This window comes from Nocardia grenadensis NBRC 108939, from assembly GCF_001613445.1.
In the GTDB taxonomy this organism is placed as follows: Bacteria; Actinomycetota; Actinomycetes; order Mycobacteriales; family Mycobacteriaceae; genus Nocardia; species Nocardia grenadensis.
In genome coordinates this window covers 50,926-71,025 of sequence record NZ_BDCJ01000013.1, presented here as the reverse complement: position 1 = coordinate 71,025, position 20,100 = coordinate 50,926, and the positions used below count along the sequence as shown (strand labels likewise).

The 20,100-nt window shown below is 69.4% G+C and carries 15 protein-coding genes; 10 read left to right on the top strand and 5 right to left on the bottom strand.

Features of this window, described 5'->3' with window-relative positions:
* The first annotated feature begins 14 nt into the window (after positions 1 to 14).
* Positions 15 to 1,028 (top strand): sensor histidine kinase, encoded by a 1,014-nt coding sequence (locus tag NGR01S_RS16325; RefSeq protein ID WP_063037670.1) that lies wholly within the window; start codon positions 15 to 17, stop codon positions 1,026 to 1,028.
* Positions 1,025 to 1,684, top strand: coding sequence for a response regulator (locus NGR01S_RS16320; RefSeq protein WP_084481161.1), 660 nt, complete (start codon positions 1,025 to 1,027; stop codon positions 1,682 to 1,684). Before NGR01S_RS16325 ends, NGR01S_RS16320 begins: the two co-directional genes overlap by 4 nt.
* Here NGR01S_RS16320 and NGR01S_RS16315 read toward each other — a convergent pair.
* From NGR01S_RS16315 to NGR01S_RS16295, 5 genes are all read right to left on the bottom strand, one after another.
* Positions 1,671 to 2,948 (bottom strand): MFS transporter, encoded by a 1,278-nt coding sequence (locus tag NGR01S_RS16315; protein WP_063037669.1) that lies wholly within the window; start codon positions 2,946 to 2,948, stop codon positions 1,671 to 1,673. The two genes, NGR01S_RS16320 and NGR01S_RS16315, sit on opposite strands and share 14 nt — an antisense overlap.
* Before the next feature lie 45 nt (positions 2,949 to 2,993).
* On the bottom strand, positions 2,994 to 3,440 hold the full coding sequence (locus tag NGR01S_RS16310; protein ID WP_063037668.1) for an SgcJ/EcaC family oxidoreductase: 447 nt from the start codon (positions 3,438 to 3,440) through the stop codon (positions 2,994 to 2,996).
* Positions 3,441 to 3,507: 67 nt separating this feature from the next.
* Positions 3,508 to 4,050, bottom strand: coding sequence for a YaeQ family protein (locus NGR01S_RS16305; protein ID WP_063037667.1), 543 nt, complete (start codon positions 4,048 to 4,050; stop codon positions 3,508 to 3,510).
* Between the two features lie 340 nt (positions 4,051 to 4,390).
* Entirely contained in the window at positions 4,391 to 5,053 is a 663-nt protein-coding gene (locus tag NGR01S_RS16300; protein ID WP_063037666.1) for an MspA family porin, read from the bottom strand.
* 66 nt (positions 5,054 to 5,119) lie between these two features.
* Positions 5,120 to 5,764 carry an MspA family porin gene (locus tag NGR01S_RS16295; protein ID WP_063037665.1) on the bottom strand — a complete coding sequence of 215 codons (645 nt, stop codon included), beginning with the start codon at positions 5,762 to 5,764 and terminating at the stop codon, positions 5,120 to 5,122.
* 638 nt (positions 5,765 to 6,402) lie between these two features.
* On the opposite strand from NGR01S_RS16295, the gene NGR01S_RS16290 reads away from it, so the two are divergent.
* The 8 genes from NGR01S_RS16290 (at position 6,403) to NGR01S_RS32830 (ending at position 20,088) form a co-directional block, all read left to right on the top strand.
* Positions 6,403 to 7,371, top strand: a complete 969-nt coding sequence (locus NGR01S_RS16290; protein ID WP_245664628.1) for a FecCD family ABC transporter permease — start codon at positions 6,403 to 6,405, stop codon at positions 7,369 to 7,371.
* Positions 7,368 to 8,447, top strand: a complete 1,080-nt coding sequence (locus tag NGR01S_RS16285) for a FecCD family ABC transporter permease (protein ID WP_245664627.1) — start codon at positions 7,368 to 7,370, stop codon at positions 8,445 to 8,447. Before NGR01S_RS16290 ends, NGR01S_RS16285 begins: the two co-directional genes overlap by 4 nt.
* 27 nt (positions 8,448 to 8,474) lie before the next feature.
* Positions 8,475 to 9,320 (top strand): ABC transporter ATP-binding protein, encoded by an 846-nt coding sequence (locus tag NGR01S_RS16280; RefSeq protein ID WP_063037663.1) that lies wholly within the window; start codon positions 8,475 to 8,477, stop codon positions 9,318 to 9,320.
* A gap of 152 nt (positions 9,321 to 9,472) precedes the next feature.
* Positions 9,473 to 16,585, top strand: a complete 7,113-nt coding sequence (locus NGR01S_RS16275; protein ID WP_063037661.1) for a non-ribosomal peptide synthetase — start codon at positions 9,473 to 9,475, stop codon at positions 16,583 to 16,585.
* A 78-nt stretch (positions 16,586 to 16,663) separates the two neighbouring features.
* Entirely contained in the window at positions 16,664 to 17,662 is a 999-nt protein-coding gene (locus NGR01S_RS16270) for an ABC transporter substrate-binding protein (protein ID WP_063037659.1), read from the top strand.
* Positions 17,659 to 18,996, top strand: coding sequence for an enterobactin transporter EntS (gene entS, locus NGR01S_RS16265; RefSeq protein WP_084481155.1), 1,338 nt, complete (start codon positions 17,659 to 17,661; stop codon positions 18,994 to 18,996). The genes NGR01S_RS16270 and entS overlap by 4 nt, the downstream gene beginning before the upstream one ends.
* On the top strand, positions 18,996 to 19,835 hold the full coding sequence (locus NGR01S_RS16260; protein ID WP_157107290.1) for a siderophore-interacting protein: 840 nt from the start codon (positions 18,996 to 18,998) through the stop codon (positions 19,833 to 19,835). The genes entS and NGR01S_RS16260 overlap by 1 nt, the downstream gene beginning before the upstream one ends.
* Before the next feature lie 10 nt (positions 19,836 to 19,845).
* Positions 19,846 to 20,088 (top strand): phosphopantetheine-binding protein, encoded by a 243-nt coding sequence (locus NGR01S_RS32830; RefSeq protein ID WP_063037657.1) that lies wholly within the window; start codon positions 19,846 to 19,848, stop codon positions 20,086 to 20,088.
* Positions 20,089 to 20,100: the final 12 nt, after the last annotated feature.

Here is a 20,100-nt window from a genome sequence, read left to right as displayed (position 1 = left end):
GTCACACTGAGGTCATGGACCGTCCGGATACTGGATACGGCCTGTTCCGGCGGCATACCCGGACCCCGGCCGATGCGCTGTTCCGGCGGATCTTCCTTATCAACGGTCTCGTGTTCACGCTCGGCACCCTGGTGCTGGCGGTCTCACCGGCGACCGTGTCGTCCCGGGTGCGGCTCACCGAGATACCGGTGCTGGCGGTCGGGCTGGCGGTGATCCTCGCGGCCAACGCCTTCCTGCTGCGGTCCAGTCTGGCTCCGCTGGATCAGCTCATCGTCTCCATGCGGCGGGTGGATCCGCTGCGGCGCAGCGGCCGGCTCGACGAACGCGGCAACGGTGATCTCTCCCGGGTGATCGACTCGTTCAACGCCATGGTCGACCGGCTCGAATCCGAACGCGCGGCGGCCAGTGCGTCCGCGCTGGCCGCGCAGGAGGGCGAGCGTCGGCGGATCGCGCGGGAACTGCACGACGAGATCGGCCAGAGCCTGACCGTGGCGCTGCTGTCGATGAAGCGGGCCGCCGACCGCGCCCCCGCCGATGTCGTCGACGTCCTGCACGGTGCCCAGGAGACCGTACGCGCCTGCCTGGACGAAGTGCGGGGAATCGCGCGGCGGTTACGGCCCGATGTGCTCGACGATCTCGGTCTGTCCAGCGCCCTGAGCGCGCTGTGCAGCGAATTCAGCTCGACGGCCGGTATCAGTGTGACCCGCGATGTGGACCGGAAACTGCCGCGGCTGGACCCCGATATCGAACTCGTCTGCTACCGGGTGGCCCAGGAGAGCCTGACCAATATCGCCCGGCACGCGGGCGCCCACCGGGTCGGGCTGAGCCTGCGGGTGCACGGCGATTCGCTGGTGCTGCGGGTCGGCGACGACGGTCGCGGCGGGGTGGCCGAGGACGGGGCCGGTATCCGGGGAATGCGCGAACGCGCACTGCTGGTGAATGCCACCCTGACCATCGAGTCGCCGCCGGGGCGCGGCACCGAGGTCTGCCTGTGTATCCCGCATCGAGGCGAAAGGAGTACGCCGTGACGAACCCGGCTGTGGCCCGCGTCCTGCTCGCCGACGATCACGCACTCGTCCGGTCCGGGTTGCGGTTGATCCTGGACGCCGAACCCGATCTCACGGTCGTCGCCGAGGCCGCCAACGGTTACGAGGCGGTGCAGCAGATCGGACACGTGCCCGTCGACCTCGCGATCCTCGATATCGCCATGCCGCGGATGACCGGGATCCAGGCCGCACGCGAGATCCACCGCGCCGCCCCGCAGGTGCGAATCCTCATGCTGTCGATGTACGACAACGAACAGTATTTCTTCGAATCGCTGCGGGTCGGCGCCTCCGGCTATGTACTGAAATCCGTGGCCGACCGCGATTTGCTCGAAGCCTGCCGGGCGACCCTGCGCGGCGAGTCCTATCTGTATCCCGGCGCGGTGAACTCCCTGATCCGCGACTGGTTGCAGCACGCCGACCGCGACGAGCCCCTGCCGCACAGTCTGCTCACGCCGCGCGAGGAGGAGATCGTCAAACTGGTCGCGGAGGGCTATTCGTCGCGCGAGATCGCCGGCGACCTGGTCATCAGTGTGAAGACCGTGGACCGGCATCGGGCCAATATCCTGCAGAAGCTGGGTTTACGTGATCGGCTGGCGCTGACCCGCTATGCCATCCGCGCGGGGCTCATCGAGCCGTGAACGTTCCCCGGGCCGCGCGCGGCCCCCACGGCAGCAGGGCGGCACTGGCCGGTAGCGCCAGCGCCGCCACGCCGATTGCCGCGCGTACGCCGATCGCGGTCGCGAGCACACCGCCGAGGGCGATGAACGCCGGCTGGACGCATCTGGCGCTGATGGACCAGGCGGTGCCGACGCGCACCATATGGTCATCGGCGGTGTGGTTCGTGCGGTAGGCGGCGAACACCGGGTTGAACACGCCGGCGCAGAAGAGCAGCAGTGTTTCGGCGACCAGGATGACGGTGAGCCCGAGCGGCCCGGGTCCGGCGAGCACGAGCAGGCCGGGCCAGCAAGTGCGCAGCGTGCCGGATCCGAGCAGGACAGTGTGTGTACCGAACCGGGCGACGAGCCGCGGGGCGCACCAGGATCCCAGTAGTCCGCCGAGCCCCGGCACCCCGAGGGCCAGCCCGTACTGCCATGGCGGGAAACCCAGTTCGCGCAGCATGAACAGCGCCAGCAGGGGCGAGATGAGCACCAGCGAACCGCCGAAGAGCATGGCATTCCAGAACAGCCGGTGCAGGGTGGGATGTGCGAAGAGATAGGCCCAGCCGGCGCTGATCCCGGCCGGGGTGCGACGGCTGCCTTCCCGTCGCGCGGATGGGGTTTCGGGGGAGCGGATCCGGCGGATACCGAGCGCTGACACCAGATGCCCGAACGAATCGACGATCAGGGTGGTGGTCGTCCCGAATGCCGTGACGAGCAGTCCGCCGATCGGCCCGCCCAGCGTGGTCGCGGTCCAGAAGGTGGTCTCCAGCCGGCTGCCGGCTCGAACTCGTTGCCGTTGCGGGACGAGGGTTTTGAGGTGCGCGTCGCGCGCGGCGTTGAAGACGACGGCGCACAGGGTCTGTACCGCCGCGGTCACGCACAGGTGCGCGTAGGTGAGCGCGCCGAACCGGGTGGCGATCGGCACCGAGATCAGCGCGGCGCACGCGGTGATGCCCGCACCTGTCATGATGGAGCGTTTGCGCCGGAACTCGAGGAACGGGCCGAGCGGGAGCGCGATGGCGGCCGCGGCGACTCCGGCACCCGCGGCCATCAGGGAGACCTGGAGATCGGAGGCACCGACCAGCAGGATCGCCGCCAGCGGAAGCGCACCCGCGCCGATGGCACTTCCCGTCTGACCGGCGGCGAACGCGCTCCAGAGCCGGTAGAAATCGGGCGGGAGCCGCCCGGCGGTATCCGGCCGGGGATTGGCGGGTCCCTCGGGCCGACGGGCACCGGTTCGCATCGTCCGATGGTGCCGTACCGTAGGGCGCGGTGGGAATTCCGAGAATCATCGTGTCTCGGCGGCGGTCGGCTCCGGGGAGAAATCGTCCAATCCGTTCGTCCGGGTGTTGTGCGCGGCCCGGATGCGCCATTCACCGTAGTGCCGGACCAGGACGAGGGTGATGAATCCCTGCCGGTCCGCGGCGGTCGCCGTGCCGGGCAGCACGTGGCCCGGCCAGCTCCAGCGGGTGTGGACGAGCGCGACGCCCGGTGCGAGTTCGTCGATCGCCACGATCTCCTGGGTGTAATCGCGCTTCTGCGCGACAACGGACTCCGGTACGTCCAGATGGCCCCGGATGTTCGCTTCACGTGTCCGCCACCAGATCCCGCGGTGGGTGATGAAATCCGAGTCCTCGGTGAAATACTCTCCCCACTGCCGCATTTCGTGGCGCACCCACAGTTGGGTATGGGCGGTCAGGGTGGCTCTGATACTGCGCTCGTCTTCCGCATGCATACCGACACTCTGGAACCTCAACGTTTGTTGAAGTCAAGACCGCGGTTCGGGATCCGGGCCGCAGGGCTCATATGAGTCGCTGTTCGGCGATCGGCGTACTCAGCGAAGTGTCGTTGATCTCGAGATAGAGCTGGCGCTCGGTCACCGACACGGTGACCGTGTTACGGCGTTCGAGGGCCGCCGCCGCGGCCTCGACGAAGGGCCGGTCGAAAGAGACGAGCGGGATGTCGGTGGCGTGATGGATCCGTTTGCCGGACAACTGAGCCAGCACCTTGACCGGGTCGCGATGGGTGTACACCGCGACCCGCTCGGCGCGTTTGCTGCCGCGATGCACGCGGTCGGCATCGGGGGCCCCAACCTCTATCCACCCGGTGATCCGGCCGGTGAGATCGCGGACCAGTACCGCGGGTTCGTCGGTGGACGAGACGCCGCCGTCGCTGAAGGTGATGCCGTCGGTGTATTCGAGGCAGTAGGCCAGCAGCCGGGTGATCAGGAATTCCGTGGTCTCCGAGGGATGCCGAGCCATCCGCAACTCCAGTTCCTGGTACACACCCCGGTCGATATCGGACAGGTGCAGGGTGACGGTGTGCAGAGTCGCGCCGGTAGCCATAGGACGATCAGCCTAACGAACGCGGGGTCGGGCGAAGGCCCTGCCCGGTTTTGCACTCGGCCAAAGCCGAAGGGAGGTGCGTAGGGGAGCGCGGCCGCGCGGAGCCGGCGGTGTGGGTGCAGACACCGGGAATGCTCCCGTCAATGCGAGTGTTCTTGTGCAGTGTCACAAATACGCCGGAACTCGAACGTCTCGTGAATCGGCGGCGTCGCGGCCCGGGCGGTGTCGAACCGGAGGCCGGAGAGGTTATGTCTTGCGGGGACGGCCGGTTGCGCAGGCGGCGGTAGCCCCGGCCACCGGGCCGGGGCTACCGCCGTCGTGCGGATCCGCTGGGCCGGACTCAGCCGATGCTGAAGGGCTGACCCCAGACGCGGAACTCGGAGATACCCTGCTCGGTGGTCGTCTCGACCCGTACGAAGGCGCGGGCCTGGGCGTAACCGGCGCAACCGTTGAGACCGATGGTGGAATCGGTCCAGGTCACCGAGCCGTTGGGGCCGGTGAACTTGTTGGCGAAGAGATGGCCCTCGTCGCCGTAGGCGTCCGGCTTCTCGATATCGAGCAGCAGGAACGAGGTGGCCTGGCCCGGGCCGAGGGTCAGGTTGGCACCGGAGCTGAGGTTGCCGCTGAGGTTCTCACCGGACTGGGTCAGACCGGCTCCGCCGTTGCCGGCGCCACCGCTGATATCGACCTGGCAGCCCACGACATATCCCGGGGTGATCTTGGTGCCCTTGTGCGGACCGTGCACCTCGACCTGCGCGCTACCGGAGACCCAGGCGTTGCGGTGCAGCGGGGTCGAACCCATCGACGGGTTGATCAGCGCCGACTCGCCTGCGATCCGGGCGGTGATGCTCAGGCCGTTGGGCAGGGTGTGGTTCAGCTCGGCACCCGGCAGCGGCACGAAGGTGTCGGCATTGGCCGCGCCGGTGGAGAACAGGCCGACCGCGGCGACGGTCGCGGCCGTCACACTCGCGGCCCGTACGACGCTTTTCTTGATGACAGACATGACAGTTTCCCTCTCGGAAAAGAATTTCGTTCAGCGACGGATTTGATCGACCAGATACGACGTGCGTCAGCCGATGCTGAACGGAGCTCCGTACAGGGTGGTCTTCGAATAATGGTCGCCGATGATCTCGACGACGGCGTACGACCGGGCCTGCGCGTAACCGGCGCAGCCCTCGATATTGATTTCGACATCTTTGTAGTCGACCCAGTACACGCCGGGCTTCGGAATATCGACGCCTTCGACGTTGATGAATTTGACCTGGCCCGGGCCGAGTTTGATGCCGAGCGAGCCGCTGGCACCCAGGCTGGAGGTGCTCACGCTGGCCGAGACGCCGGCCGAGATGGCATCGTCGGCGATGCTGACCTGGCAGCCGACGATGTACCCGGCGCTGACCCGGGAGGTGCCGTGGGTGGAGGAGTTGTTGGTGCCGGGGGCGTTCGTGGGGCCCTTCCAGGGACCCGGGGTGCCCTCCGGGGTCTGGCTGACGTCGGCGAAGACCCGTCCGCTCAGCCAGGCGACCCGGCCGGCGCCGTTGGCCGACAGCGATGGAGAGATGAGCGCGCTCTCGTCGACACGGCTCAGTTTCACGCCGGGTCCGAGTTTTTCGCCGCCGGGGAGCGGCACGAAGGTATCGGCATTCGCCACGCCTCCGGCGACGCCCAGTACCGCCGCCGTCATCGCCGCGGTGGCAGCAATCGACTTGATGTTCATGGTGGTTCCCTCATGGTTTTGCGAATTGTCGCCCTATTTCGGCCGGACGACGCCGTCCGGCGAAAAACGGCAGCAGTGATCCCCGGGCCTGTACGCGCACGCGCGTAGGCCGCGGTTCGGGGGGTATTACTGCGCAATCGCAGGTGAAATCCGGGGGTTACGAAAAACCCACCGGTGGTGTCGGATCGTCTTCCTGGGCGATCAGGTGACGAATGGCTGCGTCATCTATCCCTCATCCCTGTCTATCTTCTTACAACCCGGCCGGGTTCGGCCGGAAACTCTGCGGCGAGGGGGAAGGCAGGCGCACGGGCGTCAGCAGCGTCGGAGTCCACATCCCTCACACCTCTCGCTCGTGCGTCGTTGCGCCGGACGGACGCTCACCCCGTTCGGGGTGGGCACCGTTCGCGGACACCGTGGGTGCGATGTCGGCGCAGTCTGTTGCCAGCCCGTCTGTAGTTAGGTTAGCCTTCGCTCACTATAAAGCCTCGTCAACGTTTTTTGTGAGCGATGACAGTGGCCTACATCACACGGACCGGAAGGGACGATTCGATGCACAGAGGTTGTGACACCGCCTCATGACTGCCGGTTCGTCCTATGAATACCACACACAGGTGGGTGTCCGCAGGTGGTCTGGATGGTTGCTGGGGGCAATATTCCTGGTAATCGCCTGCTTACTGAGTCTCGGGGTCGGGGTGGCGCATATTCCGATCACGGAAATCATTAGTGCCCTGTGGGAGCCCGATGGATCGCCGGATCACCTGGTCATCAGCGAATACCGCCTGCCCCGTACGCTGCTCGGATTGCTCGCCGGTAGCGCGCTGGGAGTCGCGGGCTGCCTGATGCAGGGCTTGACCCGCAACCCGCTCGCCGATCCGGGCCTGCTCGGAATCAATGCGGGCGCCGCCTTCGCCATCGCGGTGGCCGTCGCCTATCTGGGCGCCGACGGGATCGCCTCCTATGTCTGGTTCGGGTTCGCGGGCGCCGCGGTAGTGTCGATGGCGGTGTATCGGCTGGGGACCGTCGGGCGCGGTGGGACCGATCCGATCCGGCTCACCCTGGCCGGTGTCGCGGTGACCGCCGTACTCACCGGTGTCACCAAGGGGCTGATCCTGCTGAACTCGACCGCCTTCGACAAGATGCGGCAGTGGGACGCCGGGGCGCTGACCGGCCGCGGCTACGACGTCCTCGCCGGCGCCATGACTTTCATCGTGGCCGGGATGATCCTGGCCCTCGTCGCCGCCCGCTCGCTCAATGCCGTGGCGCTGGGCGACGATCTGGCCCGTGCCCTGGGCGTGCACGTGACCCGCACCCGGGCTTGTACCGCGCTCGCCCTGATCCTGCTCTGTGGTACCGCGACCGCGGCGGTCGGCCCGATTACCTTCGTGGGCCTGGCGGTGCCGCATATCGCGCGCTGGATCGTCGGCCCCGACCACCGCTGGATCGTGGCCTATTCCTTGGTCCTGGCGCCCGCGCTGGTGCTCTTCGCGGATGTGGTGGGCCGGATCGCCATCCCGCCCGACGAACTGTCCGCCGGTGTGGTGACCGCGTTCCTGGGGGCGCCGGTGCTGATCTGGCTGGCCCGCCGCTCGGAGCTGAGGCAGTCGTGACCACCGTGCGTAAACCGCCGCGCCTCGGTACTCCCTCGACCATCGATTTCGGCCGGTCGGTCCGGGTGTTGCGCCTGCGCGGTGCCACCACGCGTTTCGGGCTGCGCGGCCTCGTGGTCACGGTCGTACTGCTGGCCGCTGCTGTGGTGGTGGCGCTGCTGGCGCTGGGCACCGGTGATTTCGCGATTCCACCGGACCGGGTGGTACGGGCGCTGTTCGGCAACGGGGTGGGCGGTGACGAACTGGTCGTGCGGGAATGGCGGATGCCCCGGGTGCTCATGGCCCTGGTGCTCGGCGCGGCGCTCGGGATCAGCGGCGCGATCCTGCAGTCGGTCACCCGGAACCCGCTGGGCAGCCCGGATATCGTCGGGTTCAATTCGGGCGCCTACACCGGCGCGCTGCTGGTGCTGCTGTCCGGTGGCGGCTACTACGCCACCGCGGCCGGTGCGCTGGGCGGTGGGCTGCTCACCGCGCTCGCGATCTTCCTGCTGGCCTTCCGGCGGAACGTCAAGGGTTTCCGGCTGATCATCGTCGGGATCGGGGTCGGCGCGATGCTGGCCGCGGTCAACACCTGGCTCATCTTGCGGGCCGACCTCGACGAGGCGATGTCGGCCGCCGCCTGGGGTGTCGGGACGCTGGACGGGCTCACCTGGGACGAAATCGTGCCCGCCCTGGTGGTGCTGGCGATCCTGGCCGTTGTAGTGGTGCCCGCCGCCTACCGGTTGCAGGTGCTGGAACTGGGGGACGACGCGGCGCAGGCGCTCGGGATCCGGGTGGGGCGGGCGCGGCTGGTGCTGACCGTGCTCAGTGTCGCGTTCACCGCGGTCGGTACCGCGGTGGCGGGACCGATCGCGTTCGTCGCGCTGGCCGCGCCGCAGTTGGGCCGGCGCCTGGCGCGTACCCCGACGACCGCGCTCCTGCCGGCCGCGGCGATGGGCGCGCTGCTGCTGGTGGTCTGTGACTGGATCTCGCGCCGGGCGTTCGCGCCCACCACCCTGCCCGTCGGGGTGGTGACCGCGTCGATCGGTGGCGCGTATCTGGCCTATCTGCTGGTGGCCGAGGCTCGACGGAACTGAGGGAATCATGACGGAACTGAGGGAATCATGGTGGACGAAAAATTCGGGCACAACGCCGCCGACGAGACCGCCGGGACGGCCAGGTTGCGCGCCGACCGGTTGCGTCTGGGCTACCGCAGCCGGGTCATCAGCGACGAACTGACCGTCGATATCCCCGACGGCACCTTCACGGTCATCATCGGTCCGAACGCCTGTGGTAAATCCACGCTGCTGCGGGCACTGTCACGGCTGCTGGCGCCCGAATCCGGTGCGGTACTGCTCGACGGGAAGCAGATCGGCAGCTATCCGGCCAAGGAGGTCGCCCGGCGGATCGGGCTGCTGCCGCAGACCTCGACCGCGCCGGAGGGGATCCGGGTCGCCGATCTGGTGGCGCGGGGGCGGTACCCGCATCAGTCTCTGATCCGGCAGTGGTCGCGGCGCGACGAGGAGGCCGTCGCCGCGGCCATGGCCGCGACCGGGGTGGCCGAACTGTCCGGGCGGCTGGTGGACGAACTGTCCGGTGGGCAGCGGCAGCGGGTGTGGATCGCGATGGTGCTCGCACAGGAGACGCCCATCGTGCTGCTCGACGAGCCGACGACCTTCCTCGATATCGCCCATCAGATCCAGCTGCTGGATCTGTGCCGCCGGTTGAATCGGGAGACCGGGCGGACGGTGGTCGCGGTCCTGCACGATCTGAATCACGCGTTCCGCTACGCCGATCATCTGATCGCCATGCGGGACGGGGCGGTGATCGCGGCCGGAGCGCCACGCGAGATCGTCACCGCCGAACTCGTGGAGAAGGTGTTCGACCTGGGCTGCCGGGTGATCGACGATCCCGAAACCGGGGCCCCGTTGGTGGTTCCGCTGGCCGAGAACGCGGTGCATACGGGCTGAATGCGACAAACCGCACCGGAACTCTTGCCGGATAGATATTTTACTTTAGTAAAGGTTAGGCTAACCTCAACTGTGGTTGTGTGCGGGTGCCGGTCGATAGCGGGACGGTATCGGCACCGCACCGAATGTGGTTCACAGCGAAGGGAGTTGCCGTGCCGGCGGCAGAGCAGGATGCCTCGAAGGCCAGCGATCCCGGATTACCGCTCACCGGCCCCCAGCTGGGAATATGGAACGCGCAGCTGTTCGACCCGGAATCCGGGCGCTATCTGGTCGGTGAGGTCCTCGAGATCTCCGGCGACACCCCGATCGACGTCGAGGCCCTGGCCGAGGCGATCCGCCGCACGGTAACGGAGGCGGAGAACATGCGGCTGCGGTTCCGCGATACCGCGGCCGGCCCACGGCAATACGTCTGCGACGAACCCGCCGTCCTGCAACCGATGATCGATTTGCGCGGTGCGGCCGAACCGCATGCGCTCGCCCACGAGGCGGTGGCGCTGGAGCGTCATCAGGCGGCGCAGCGGTGCCGCGGCATGGTGGACCGGCGGTTGTACAACTACACGCTGATCCGGCTCACCGACTCCGAGGTCTGGTGTGTGCAGCTGTACCACCACCTGATCGTCGACGGTTACAGCGCGGCCCTGCTGTCGCGCCGGGTCGCCACGCACTACACCGCGCTGCGCCGGCATACGGAACCGCCCCGGGCGACCTTCGGCACCATCGCCGAACTGGTCGCCGACGAGCAGAACTATCGCGACAGTGAGCAGTTCGCCGAGGACCAGCGCTACTGGCGCGAACAGCTCAGCCCCGCACCCCCGCTCGACGGGCGTGGGACCGCACTCGGTGGTGCGGTCGAGCGCACCATCCGGGCCGAGGCGATCCTGCCGGTGGAAACACTGGAGCGGCTGCGTAATTGCACCGAGCGCTACCGGATCACCTGGGCCGACGGCCTGATCGCCTGCTACGCCGCCTATGTGCAGCGGCTGCTGGGCAATTCCGATGTCGTGCTCTCGATGCTGATGATGGGCCGGGTCGGCCGGGTCGCGCTGAGCACCCCGGCGATGGCGGTCAATGTGCTGCCGCTGCGGCTGACCGTGCACGCCCACGACACCGTCGGCGAACTCGGCGTGCGGGTCGCCGCGACGCTGCGGGAGATGCGCAGGCATCAGCGCTACAGCGGTGCCGACCTCGCCCGCGACCTCAGCGGTTTCGGGGCGGGGGAATTGCTGCACGGAATCGGCATGAACCTCAAGGTTTTCGATTTCGCCCTCGACTTCGACGGTGCCGAGGGTGTGCTGCGGAACGTCGCCGGCGGTCCGCCGGAAGATCTCGGGCTGGTGGTGACCCCGCTCCCCGACAAATCGGTGCTGCTCGGCTTCGAATGCGATGCCCGGACCAACGATCCGGAGACCGCCTATCACCGGGTGGCGGGTCTGGTGCGGGTGATCGAGGCGTTCACCGAACTGGACAAGGTGGCCGTCGGGGCCCTGGAACTGATCGATCGCGCGGACCGCGACCGCCTGCTGGCCGCGCGCTCCGGCCCGCCGGCCGCCGGTACCGCCGAATATATGCCTGCCGCGCTGGACCGGATGGTCGCGGCGTACGCCGACGCCACGGTCCTGGTCGGCGGCGCCCAGCGCTATACGGCCGGGGAACTGGGCGACCGGGTGTACCGGCTGGCCCGGTACCTGCGGGACCGGGGTGTGGCACCGGGCGCGCTCGTCGGTGTCGCGCTACCGCGGACCGCGGAGCTGGTCGTCGCGCTGCTGGCCGTCTGGCGCGCGGGCGGCACGTATCTGCCGCTGGACCCCGAACATCCGGTGCCCCGGCTCCAGATCATGATCGACGACGCCGCCCCACTCCTGGTGCTCACCGACAGCGCCCTGACCGGTGCCCTCGAAGGGCCGGCGGTGGTACTCGACAGCGACCCGGTGCGTGAGGCGCTGCGCGGTTACCCGGGCACACCGCCGACCGCTGCGGAGATCGCGACCGTCCGGGGTGATCACCCCGCCTATGTGCTGTACACCTCCGGCTCCACCGGTACGCCGAAAGGTGTGGTGATAGACCATGCCGCGCTGGCGCAGCTGGTGGCCGGGCACCGGTCCGGGATCTACGCCGAAACCGTCGAACGGGCCGGCGGCCGGCGGCTCGCGGTCGCGCATACGACGTCTTTCGCCTTCGACGCCGCGCTCGATCCGCTGCTGTGGTTGTTCGACGGCCATCGGATCCACCTGTACGACAGCGCGATCCGGCGCGACCCCGCGGCGCTGGTCGCGGCATTGCGCGCCGACGGTATCGAAGTGGTGGACGGGACCCCGACGCTGGCCGCCGCGCTCTTCGGGCACGGGCTGGCCGAGCTCGCGCCGCGGCTGCTCGTCCTGGGCGGGGAAGCCTGCCCGCCCGATCTGTGGCAGCGGGTGCAGCGCGCCGGGATCACGGCGGTCAATCTGTACGGCCCGACCGAGGCCACCGTCGACGCCATCGGCGCGCCGATGCGCGGCGCGGAGCCGCATATCGGTGTCCCGCTGCCCGGGGTGCGGGCCTATCTCCTGGACAACGGACTCCAGGCGGTGGCCGACGGACAACTCGGCGAACTGTATCTGGCGGGCACGGGTATCGCGCAGGGTTATCTGGGCGCACCCGGAAGCACCGCTGCGCGCTTCGTAGCCGATCCTTTCGGCCCGCCGGGGGCACGGATGTACCGCAGCGGCGATCTGGCCCGCTGGGAGCCCGGTAGCGGTTATTTCTATGCCGGTCGCGCCGACGCCCAGGTGAAGATTCGCGGGCACCGGATCGAGATCGGTGAGGTGGAGGCCGCGCTGAGCGGGCTCCCGGAGATTGCGACGGCGGCCGCCGATATCCGGGATATCGCAGGGCGGGCGAGTCTCATCGGCTACGTCGTCCCGGTGCGGGAAGCGCCGGGCGGCCGCGGCGGACCGGGCGATCTCGGTGCCCGGATACGCAACCGGTTGGCCGAATCGCTCCCCGACCCGATGGTCCCGACCCGGATCGTGGTGCTCGACGAACTGCCGTGGACGGTGAACGGCAAAGTCGACCGGGCCGCCCTGCCCGACCCGGCCGAACCGGCCGGCGGGCGTGCGCCGGCCACCGCGGCCGAGCGCGCGGTGGCCGAGGTGGTCGCCGAACTGCTCGGCGGCGCGACTGTCGATATCGACGACGACTTCTTCGGCGCCGGGGGTGACAGCATCACCGCGATCGGGGTCTGCACCCGGCTCCGGGAACGGGGCCTGGTCCTGGCCCCGCAGGACATGCTGACCCGCCGCAGTCTCTCCGATCTGGCGGCGGTGGCCCAAAGCGCCGATCCCACGGCAGTTTCGGAGGCGGAGCGGCCGCCGAACGCGGCCGCCGTCTCGATAGCGCTCCCGCCGGACGACGACGCCGAATCGACCGCCGCGTACGGGCCGATCGCCGATGTACTGCCGCTCTCCCCGTTGCAGGAGGGGCTGCTCTTCCACGCCCTGCGCGACGGCGCCGCCGATGTCTACACACTGACCGCCCGTTTCGAACTGGCCGGACCGCTGGACCCGGACCGGCTGGGCGTGGCGTTCGCGACGGTGCTGGGACGGCATCCCAACCTGGCCGCGGCCTTCCGCTACGAGCAATTCGACCGCCCGGTGCAGGTGATCCCGCGGACACCGCGGGTGGCGTGGCAGGTCGCGGATCTGCGCCACCGGGCACCGGCCGCGGCGGGCGCGCTGGAACTGGAGGAGCGGGCCGGGGCGCGGACCTTCGATATCGCCGAACCTCCGCTGCTGCGGGCACTGCTCATCCGGCTGTCCGATACCGCGCACCGGCTGGTTCTGACCGCCCACCATCTGCTGGCCGACGGCTGGTCGGTGCCGATCGTGCTGCGCGAGATGCTCGCGCTCTACCACGGCGAGCGGTTGCCCGAACCCGGCTACTACGGCACCTACCTGGCCTGGCTCGCCGCCCGCGACAGTGACGCGGACGTCCGCCGCTGGGCCGAATATCTGGGCGGGCTCTCCGCGCCGAGCCTGATCGGCGGGCCCGGCCCGCGCTCGGCCGCGGTGGGGCTCGAGGTGCCGCTGGCCGGCGAGACCGTGGCCGCGCTCGAATCGTTCGGCCGGGCCAACGGACTGACCATGAACACCCTGCTACAGGGTGCCTGGGGGATGGTCCTGGCCGAACAACTCGGTCGCGACGATGTGGTCTTCGGTGCGGTGGTGTCGGGCCGGCCGAGCGAGCTGCCGGGTGTGGCGGGGATGGTCGGGTTGTTCAGCAATACCGTCCCGGTCCGGCTGACCCTGGATTCCGCGCGGCCCGCAGCCGTTCAGTTCGCCGAATTCCAGCGGATCACACTCGAGCTGCAGAACCACGGGTACCTGGGCCTGGCCACGGTCGAACGGGCGGCCGGAATCGGGCGGCTCTTCGACACCCTGGTGGTCTACGAGAATTTCCCGAGAACCGGTGTACAGGGCAATGACGCGCGCGAGGTGGGAGTGGCCGGTGTGACGGTGCACAGCCGCACCCACTACCCGGTGACGGTGACGGCCCTGCCCGGCGACCGGTTCCGCCTGATGCTGCACCACGACCCCGGCGCGGTGGACGCCGCGTCCGCCACTCGGATGGCGGCCCGGCTCGGTGCGGTACTCACCGCCCTGGTCGACGCCCCCGACGCCACCGCCGGTGCGGTGCTGGCCGTCACCCGTCACCCGGATACCCGCGGCCGCACCATGGCCGACTGGGGTCCGCACACCGCGCTCGATCCGGCGGCGCCCGCGATCACGGTCGACGGCGAGACGATCACCTATCGCGAATTCGAGACGCGCGCCAACCGGCTCGCCCGCCGGCTGGTCGCCCGGGGCATCGGTCCCGAGACCGTGGTGACGGTGGCCATGCGACGCGGCGCCGATCAGGTGATCGCGGCGCACGCCGTCTGCCGGGCCGGCGGGGTGTATCTGCCGGTGGATCCGGGGCAGCCCGCCGAACGCGTGGACACCATCCTCGCGGCCGCCGCCACACCGCTGGTGCTGACCACGGCCGCCGACGCCTTCGAAACCGGCCGGGCACCCGTCGTTTCGGTCGATACGCTCGACACCGCGGATTTCGCGGACACCGCGCTCACCGACGCCGACCGGCTCGCGCCGTTGCGGCCGGACAATGCGGCCTACCTGCTGTTCACCTCCGGCTCCACCGGTGTACCCAAGGGCGTGACGGTCCCGCACGCGGCCATCGTGAACACCTTCGCCTGGTTGCAGGAGCAGCACGGATTCGGCATCGGTGACACCGTGCTGTACCGGACCCCGGCGACCTTCGACGCCTCGCTGCTGGAGATCTTCCTGCCGCTGCTGGTGGGCGCCCGGATCGTGGTGGCCCGGCCCGACGGCCATCGCGACCCCTACTATCAGGCGCGGTTGATGGCCGAGGAACGGGTCACCGCGATCCAGATGACCTCGTCCATGCTCACCACCACGGCCGAGGAAAGTGATCTGTCCGGGTGCGGCGCGCTGCGCTGCGTGTTCACCGGCGGCGAACCGCTACCACCCGCGACGGCACAGCGGTTCCGGACCGCGACCGGGGCCCGGGTGAACAACCTGTACGGCCCCACCGAGGCCGCGGTCTGCATCACCTATCACGCGACCGACGACGCCGACATCGTGACGGTCCCGATCGGCCGCCCGCCGGGCGGCGCGGGGGTGCGGGTGCTCGACGACAGATTGCTGCCGGTGCCGTCGGGGGTGGTAGGGGAGCTGTATCTGACCGGGGTCCAGCTCGCCCGCGGCTACCTGCACCGCCCGGAGCAGACCGCGCGGACCTTCGTCGCCGACCCCGCCGGGAACGGTGAACGGATGTACCGCACCGGCGATCTGGTCCGCTGGGGCGCCGACGGCGAACTCGAGTACGTGGGCCGCACCGACAGCCAGATCAAACTGCGCGGTCAGCGGATCGAACTCGGCGATATCGAGTCGGCGATCCTGCGCCGCCCCGAGATCGCGCAGGCGGCGGTGATCCTGCGCGAGGACAACCCCGGCGATCAGCGCCTGGTGGCCTATCTGCGGACGCGGACCGGCGCCGCCCTGGACATCGACGCGGTGCGAGCCACGGTCCGCGACGCCCTGCCGGAGTACATGATTCCGGCGGCCTTCGTGGAACTCGACGAGATCCCGATGACGAGCAGTGACAAACTCGATCGCAAGGCGCTGCCGGTTCCCGACTATCCCGTGGAAACCCCCGCTGTCGCCGTCACCGCGGTCGCGGACCCGACGCTGTCCGCGGCCGCCGGGCCGGTGCTCGCGGCCATGGCCGCGGTGCTCGGTGTGGCAGCCATCGGCCCGGACGACGATTTCTTCGCGGCGGGTGGTCATTCGCTCACCGCGGTCCGGTTGGTCGGCCGCTTGCGCCGGGCGGGTCACGAGGTGGTGGTCGACGATATCTTCGAGGCGCCCACCGCGCGGGCGCTGGCGGCCCGGATCGACGGTGCCACCCCGGTGGCGGCGCCGCAGGTGGTGTCGATTCGGGAGACGGATATCGCCGCGCCCTCCGAGGAGATCGCCATGCTGGGCCGGCGCCTCGACCATGTGCTCGAACTGCGTCCCCGTGGGTCGGCCGAACCACTCTTCTGTGTGCACCCGGTGGGCGGTACCGCCTGGCAGTTCACCCCGCTGGCGCGGCGGCTGCGTGCCGACCGGCCGCTGATCGGATTGCAGTCGCCCGCGTTGCGGAGTGTGGAATCGGGCGCCACGACCATCGACGAACTCGCCGCGCGATATCTGGCGACCATCCGCGAGATCCAGCCCGCGGGGCCCTACCACCTGCTCGGGTACTCACTCGGCGGCAATATCGTGCACGCGATCGCGGCGGCCCTCGCCGAGCGCGGTGCGGAGGTCGCGTTCGTGGGTCTGGTCGATTCGCATCCGCTGGCGAATCTGGCCGGTCAGGCCACCGCGGCCCTGACGGATCCGCAGCGCCTGGCGGCCCTGCTGCCCGAACTTCCCGACGATGCCCCGGATCTCGCGGCGCTCATCCGGGGCGCGGCCGGTGAACTGTTGCGCATGGTCACCGTCTCCGAGACACCGAGTTATGCCGGGCCGATGGCGCTGTATGCGGCCGATCCCGGTGGCGAGGACGATGCCACGCGGATCGCCGCCCAGCTGGCCGGCTGGCGCACCGCCGGCGTGCGGATCACCGCGCGCCGCCTGCCCTACTCCCATTTCGGGATCGTTTCCGAGGACGGCTGGTCGGAGGTCGCCGCGCTGCTGGATACCGAAGCGGCCCTGCGGACCTGACCGTGCGCCCCGGTCCCCGAGATCTCGCCGCGGCACCATCCGGTACCCCGGCGATTCGAGAAAGAAAGTAGAACACCTATGTCGCTGTTATCCCACAGCCGCTTCGCGGCCTGGCTACGCCTCGTGGTCGGTCTGTTCGTCGCGGTGGCCGCGGTCGCGGGCTGTAGCTCCGATGCCGAACCCACCGCCGCCTCCGGGACCCGCCCGGTCCAGACCGAGAAGGGCGCCATCGAGGTGCCCGCGGATCCGCAGCGGGTGGTGGTGCTCAACGGCGCGCTGGCCGGCTACCTCTACGACCTCGACGTCCCGGTGGCCGCGGCGGACCCGCGGGTGCTCGGGGTCAGCGGCCGCAATGCCGACTTCCCGCAGACCTGGGCCGACGCCGCGAAAGAACAAGGCACCCAGATGGTGCCGGTGGGGCAGGCCGTGAACGTGGAGTTCGTCGCCTCCCTCCAGCCCGACCTGATCATCGGTGGCGGCCAGGGCTTCCCGGCCAAACAGTCGGTGGACGCCTACGACCGGCTCAGCGCCATCGCGCCGACAGTACTGCTGCCCGGCAATGTCACCGGCTGGCAGGACCAGCTGACGCAGATCGCCGATGTGGTCAACCGCGCCGACAAGGTCGCCGATCTCATCTCGGCCTACGACGACAAGGTGAAAGAGGTCTCCGCGGCGATCAAGGTCCCCGAACAGCAGGTCGGCTACTTCCAGTCCGCCGCCGACGGCCGGCCGAAGATGATCCTGCCGAACGCCGCGCTGCCGACGCTGCTCGCCGAGCTGGGTTTCCAGGCCGACGACCAGGTGCTGGCCAAGGCCGGTGATCCGGAGCTGAATCCCTCGGCCGACTGGTTCGGTTTCAGCCCCGAACTGCTGACGAAGGTCGTGGACGCGCCCGTGGTCTTCGTCGTGCCGCTCAGCGGCGCCAAGAGCGCGGCCGATCTCGCGAAGGATCCGCTGTACGCGCAACTGCCCGCGTTCAAGGACAAGAAGGTCTACGAACTGCCGGCCACCAGCTACCGGCCGGATTACCGCGGCGTCATGGACACCCTCGATCTGATCCAGGAGCAGTTCAATTGAAAGCCCCCGCCGGCCTCCTCATCGATATCTCTCCGTTACGGGAGAGCCGGCGGTTCCGCGCTGCCTTCGGTGCGCGACTGGTCTCTGTTCTCGGTATCGGCCTGCTGATGGTGGCCCTGCCGGTGCAGGTCTACGAGCTCACCGGATCGAGTCTGCACGTCGCCGGGGTGTCCACGGCGATGGCGGTGGCGTTGTTCGTGGGCAGTCTCGGCGGCGGCGTGATCGCCGACCGCTACGACCGGCGCACCGTGATCTCGCTGTCCCGCTCGGCGGCGGGCCTGGGCTTCCTCGCGCTGGGCGTGAACGCGTTGCTGCCCGATCCGTTCCTCGCGGTGATCTACGCCGCGGCCGTGGTCGACGGCCTGGCCGGGGGGATCAGCGGTTCGGCGATGATGGCGCTGGTGCCCATGCTGGTGCCCCGGGCGAAGGTCCCGGCCGCCGGTGCGCTGACGACGCTGACCTCCGATCTTGGCACCATGATCACCCCGGCGATCGCCGGCGTGCTCATCGCGCAGATCGGGGTGTCCTTCGCGTTCTTCGCCGCCGCGGCGGCCACCGTGGCCACGGTATCGCTGATCCGGGCCATCGGGTCGGCCCCGCCACCGGCCCGCGAGATCCGCAATCCGCTCGTGGAACTGGGTCACGGTATGGCGTTCGCCGCGCGGCACAATGTGATTCGTGCGGTACTGGCGAGTGGCCTGCTCGCCATGCTGGTCAGCGGGCCCCTGGTACTGCTCCCGGCATTCGCCGACCGGGCTCTGGACGCGGGCCCGGCCACCCTGGGCCTGCTCTACGCCGCGCCCGGCGCGGGTGCCGTTTTGGGATCGCTGACCAGCGGCTGGATCGGCCGTACGCGGCGCAACGGGCTGGTGCTGCTGGGCTCGCTGGCGCTCATGCCGCTCGGCCTGATCCTGGCAGGTATCTGGCCGCAGGCCGCGTGGAGTTTCCTCGGGCTGGCCGCGTTCGGCGTCGCCCGGGCGGTCAACGGCATCCTGCGCTACGCGGTACTGCAGCAGAACGCGCCCGAGGATATGCGCGGGCGGATGTCGGGACTGCTCATGGTGCAGTCGGTGGCCGGTACCGCGGTCGGCTCCATGGCGGCCGGGGTTATCGGCAATCTGGTCGAACCCGGTACCGCACTGGTCGTCTACGGCGCGGCGGTACTGGTGCTGTTCGTCTTCGCACTGGTGCTGGTGTGGCCACTGTACGGCCTCACCGCGCCCGCGGGCGGCCCGCCGCAACCACCGCCGCCGGCGCAGGTTCCGGTAGGCGGCACCGTAGTCGAAGAGAAGGCCGCCGGGACCGTGGCCGAGGAGAAGAAGGACGGAGTGTGATGGTGGATCGCGGAGCCTACCGTGAGCGGATCGCCGAGGTACTCGCCGGCACGCACGGCGCGAAGGTCGGTTATCCGATCGGATTGCGGGTACTGGAGGTGATCCGCACCGCCCCGGTGGGTTCGGGGCTGATCCGGATCACCTTCGGCGGTCCCGAACTCGACGGGTTCCACAGTTACGTGCCCGACGAGCACGTGCGACTGGTGTTCCCGGATACCGACGGCACGCTGCGGCTGCCGATCCCCGACGGCCTGTCGCTGGATTGGCCCGCACCGCGGCCGATTTCCCGGGAGTACACGGTGCGCCGCTACGACGCGGCGGCCGGTGAACTCGATATCGATTTCGCCCTGCATCCCGGCGGTCTCGCCTCGGGTTGGGCGCTGGCCGTGCGGCCGGGCGCCCGCATCCATATCGCGGGCCCGCCCGGTGGCGTGGTGGTGCCCACCAGTTATGACAACTATCTGTTCGCCGGCGATATCACCGCGCTGCCCGCCATCGCCCGCTGGTTGGAATGGCTACCGCGCGAGAAGACCGGCTGGGCGTTCGTCGAAGTGGTCGACGAGAGCCAGGAGATCGAACTGGCGGCCCCGGCCGGGGTGGAGGTCCGCTGGCTGCACCGGGGTGACGCGCGGGCCGGTACCGGCGACCTGCTGGAGAAGGCGATCCGCACGGTCACCGTCCCGGAGGGCCAGAACGTCTACGCGTGGGTAGCCGGGGAAGCCGGTCAGTTGCGGCCGATCCGCAAATGGGTGCGCGGCGAACTCGGTGTGCCGGCGAAGGACTGCCTGATCGCGGGCTATTGGAAGCACGGAGTCGCGGATTTCGACCGCGAGGAATAAGGAGACAGAGATGACGAACGAGCCGACCGCGGTGGCCGGCCGCGACCACTTCATCCGCGATGTGGCCGATCTGCTGGGCGTGGCGCCGGAGGAACTGTCCACCGACACCAATCTGCTCGACGCCGGACTGGATTCGGTGCGCATCATGCAGCTGGTGGAGAAATGGCGGTCGGAGGGACACGAGACCGTCGACCCGTTGATGCTGGCCGGTGACCCCGTACTGGAGTCCTGGCTGGAGGTGCTGTGCCCGTGACCGGGCACCGCG

Excerpts from the sequence above, each read along its gene's own strand:
- NGR01S_RS16325 (WP_063037670.1), top strand. The coding sequence starts at position 15 with ATGGACCGTCCGGATACTGGATACGGCCTGTTCCGGCGGCATACCCGG.
- NGR01S_RS16295 (WP_063037665.1), bottom strand. The coding sequence starts at position 5,764 with ATGAACATCAAGTCGATTGCTGCCACCGCGGCGATGACGGCGGCGGTA.
- NGR01S_RS16305 (WP_063037667.1), bottom strand. The coding sequence starts at position 4,050 with ATGGCTACCGGCGCGACTCTGCACACCGTCACCCTGCACCTGTCCGAT.
- NGR01S_RS16270 (WP_063037659.1), top strand. The coding sequence starts at position 16,664 with ATGTCGCTGTTATCCCACAGCCGCTTCGCGGCCTGGCTACGCCTCGTG.
- NGR01S_RS32830 (WP_063037657.1), top strand. The coding sequence starts at position 19,846 with ATGACGAACGAGCCGACCGCGGTGGCCGGCCGCGACCACTTCATCCGC.
- NGR01S_RS16300 (WP_063037666.1), bottom strand. The coding sequence starts at position 5,053 with ATGTCTGTCATCAAGAAAAGCGTCGTACGGGCCGCGAGTGTGACGGCC.
- NGR01S_RS16315 (WP_063037669.1), bottom strand. The coding sequence starts at position 2,948 with ATGCGAACCGGTGCCCGTCGGCCCGAGGGACCCGCCAATCCCCGGCCG.
- NGR01S_RS16280 (WP_063037663.1), top strand. The coding sequence starts at position 8,475 with ATGGTGGACGAAAAATTCGGGCACAACGCCGCCGACGAGACCGCCGGG.
- NGR01S_RS16260 (WP_157107290.1), top strand. The coding sequence starts at position 18,996 with ATGGTGGATCGCGGAGCCTACCGTGAGCGGATCGCCGAGGTACTCGCC.
- NGR01S_RS16310 (WP_063037668.1), bottom strand. The coding sequence starts at position 3,440 with ATGCATGCGGAAGACGAGCGCAGTATCAGAGCCACCCTGACCGCCCAT.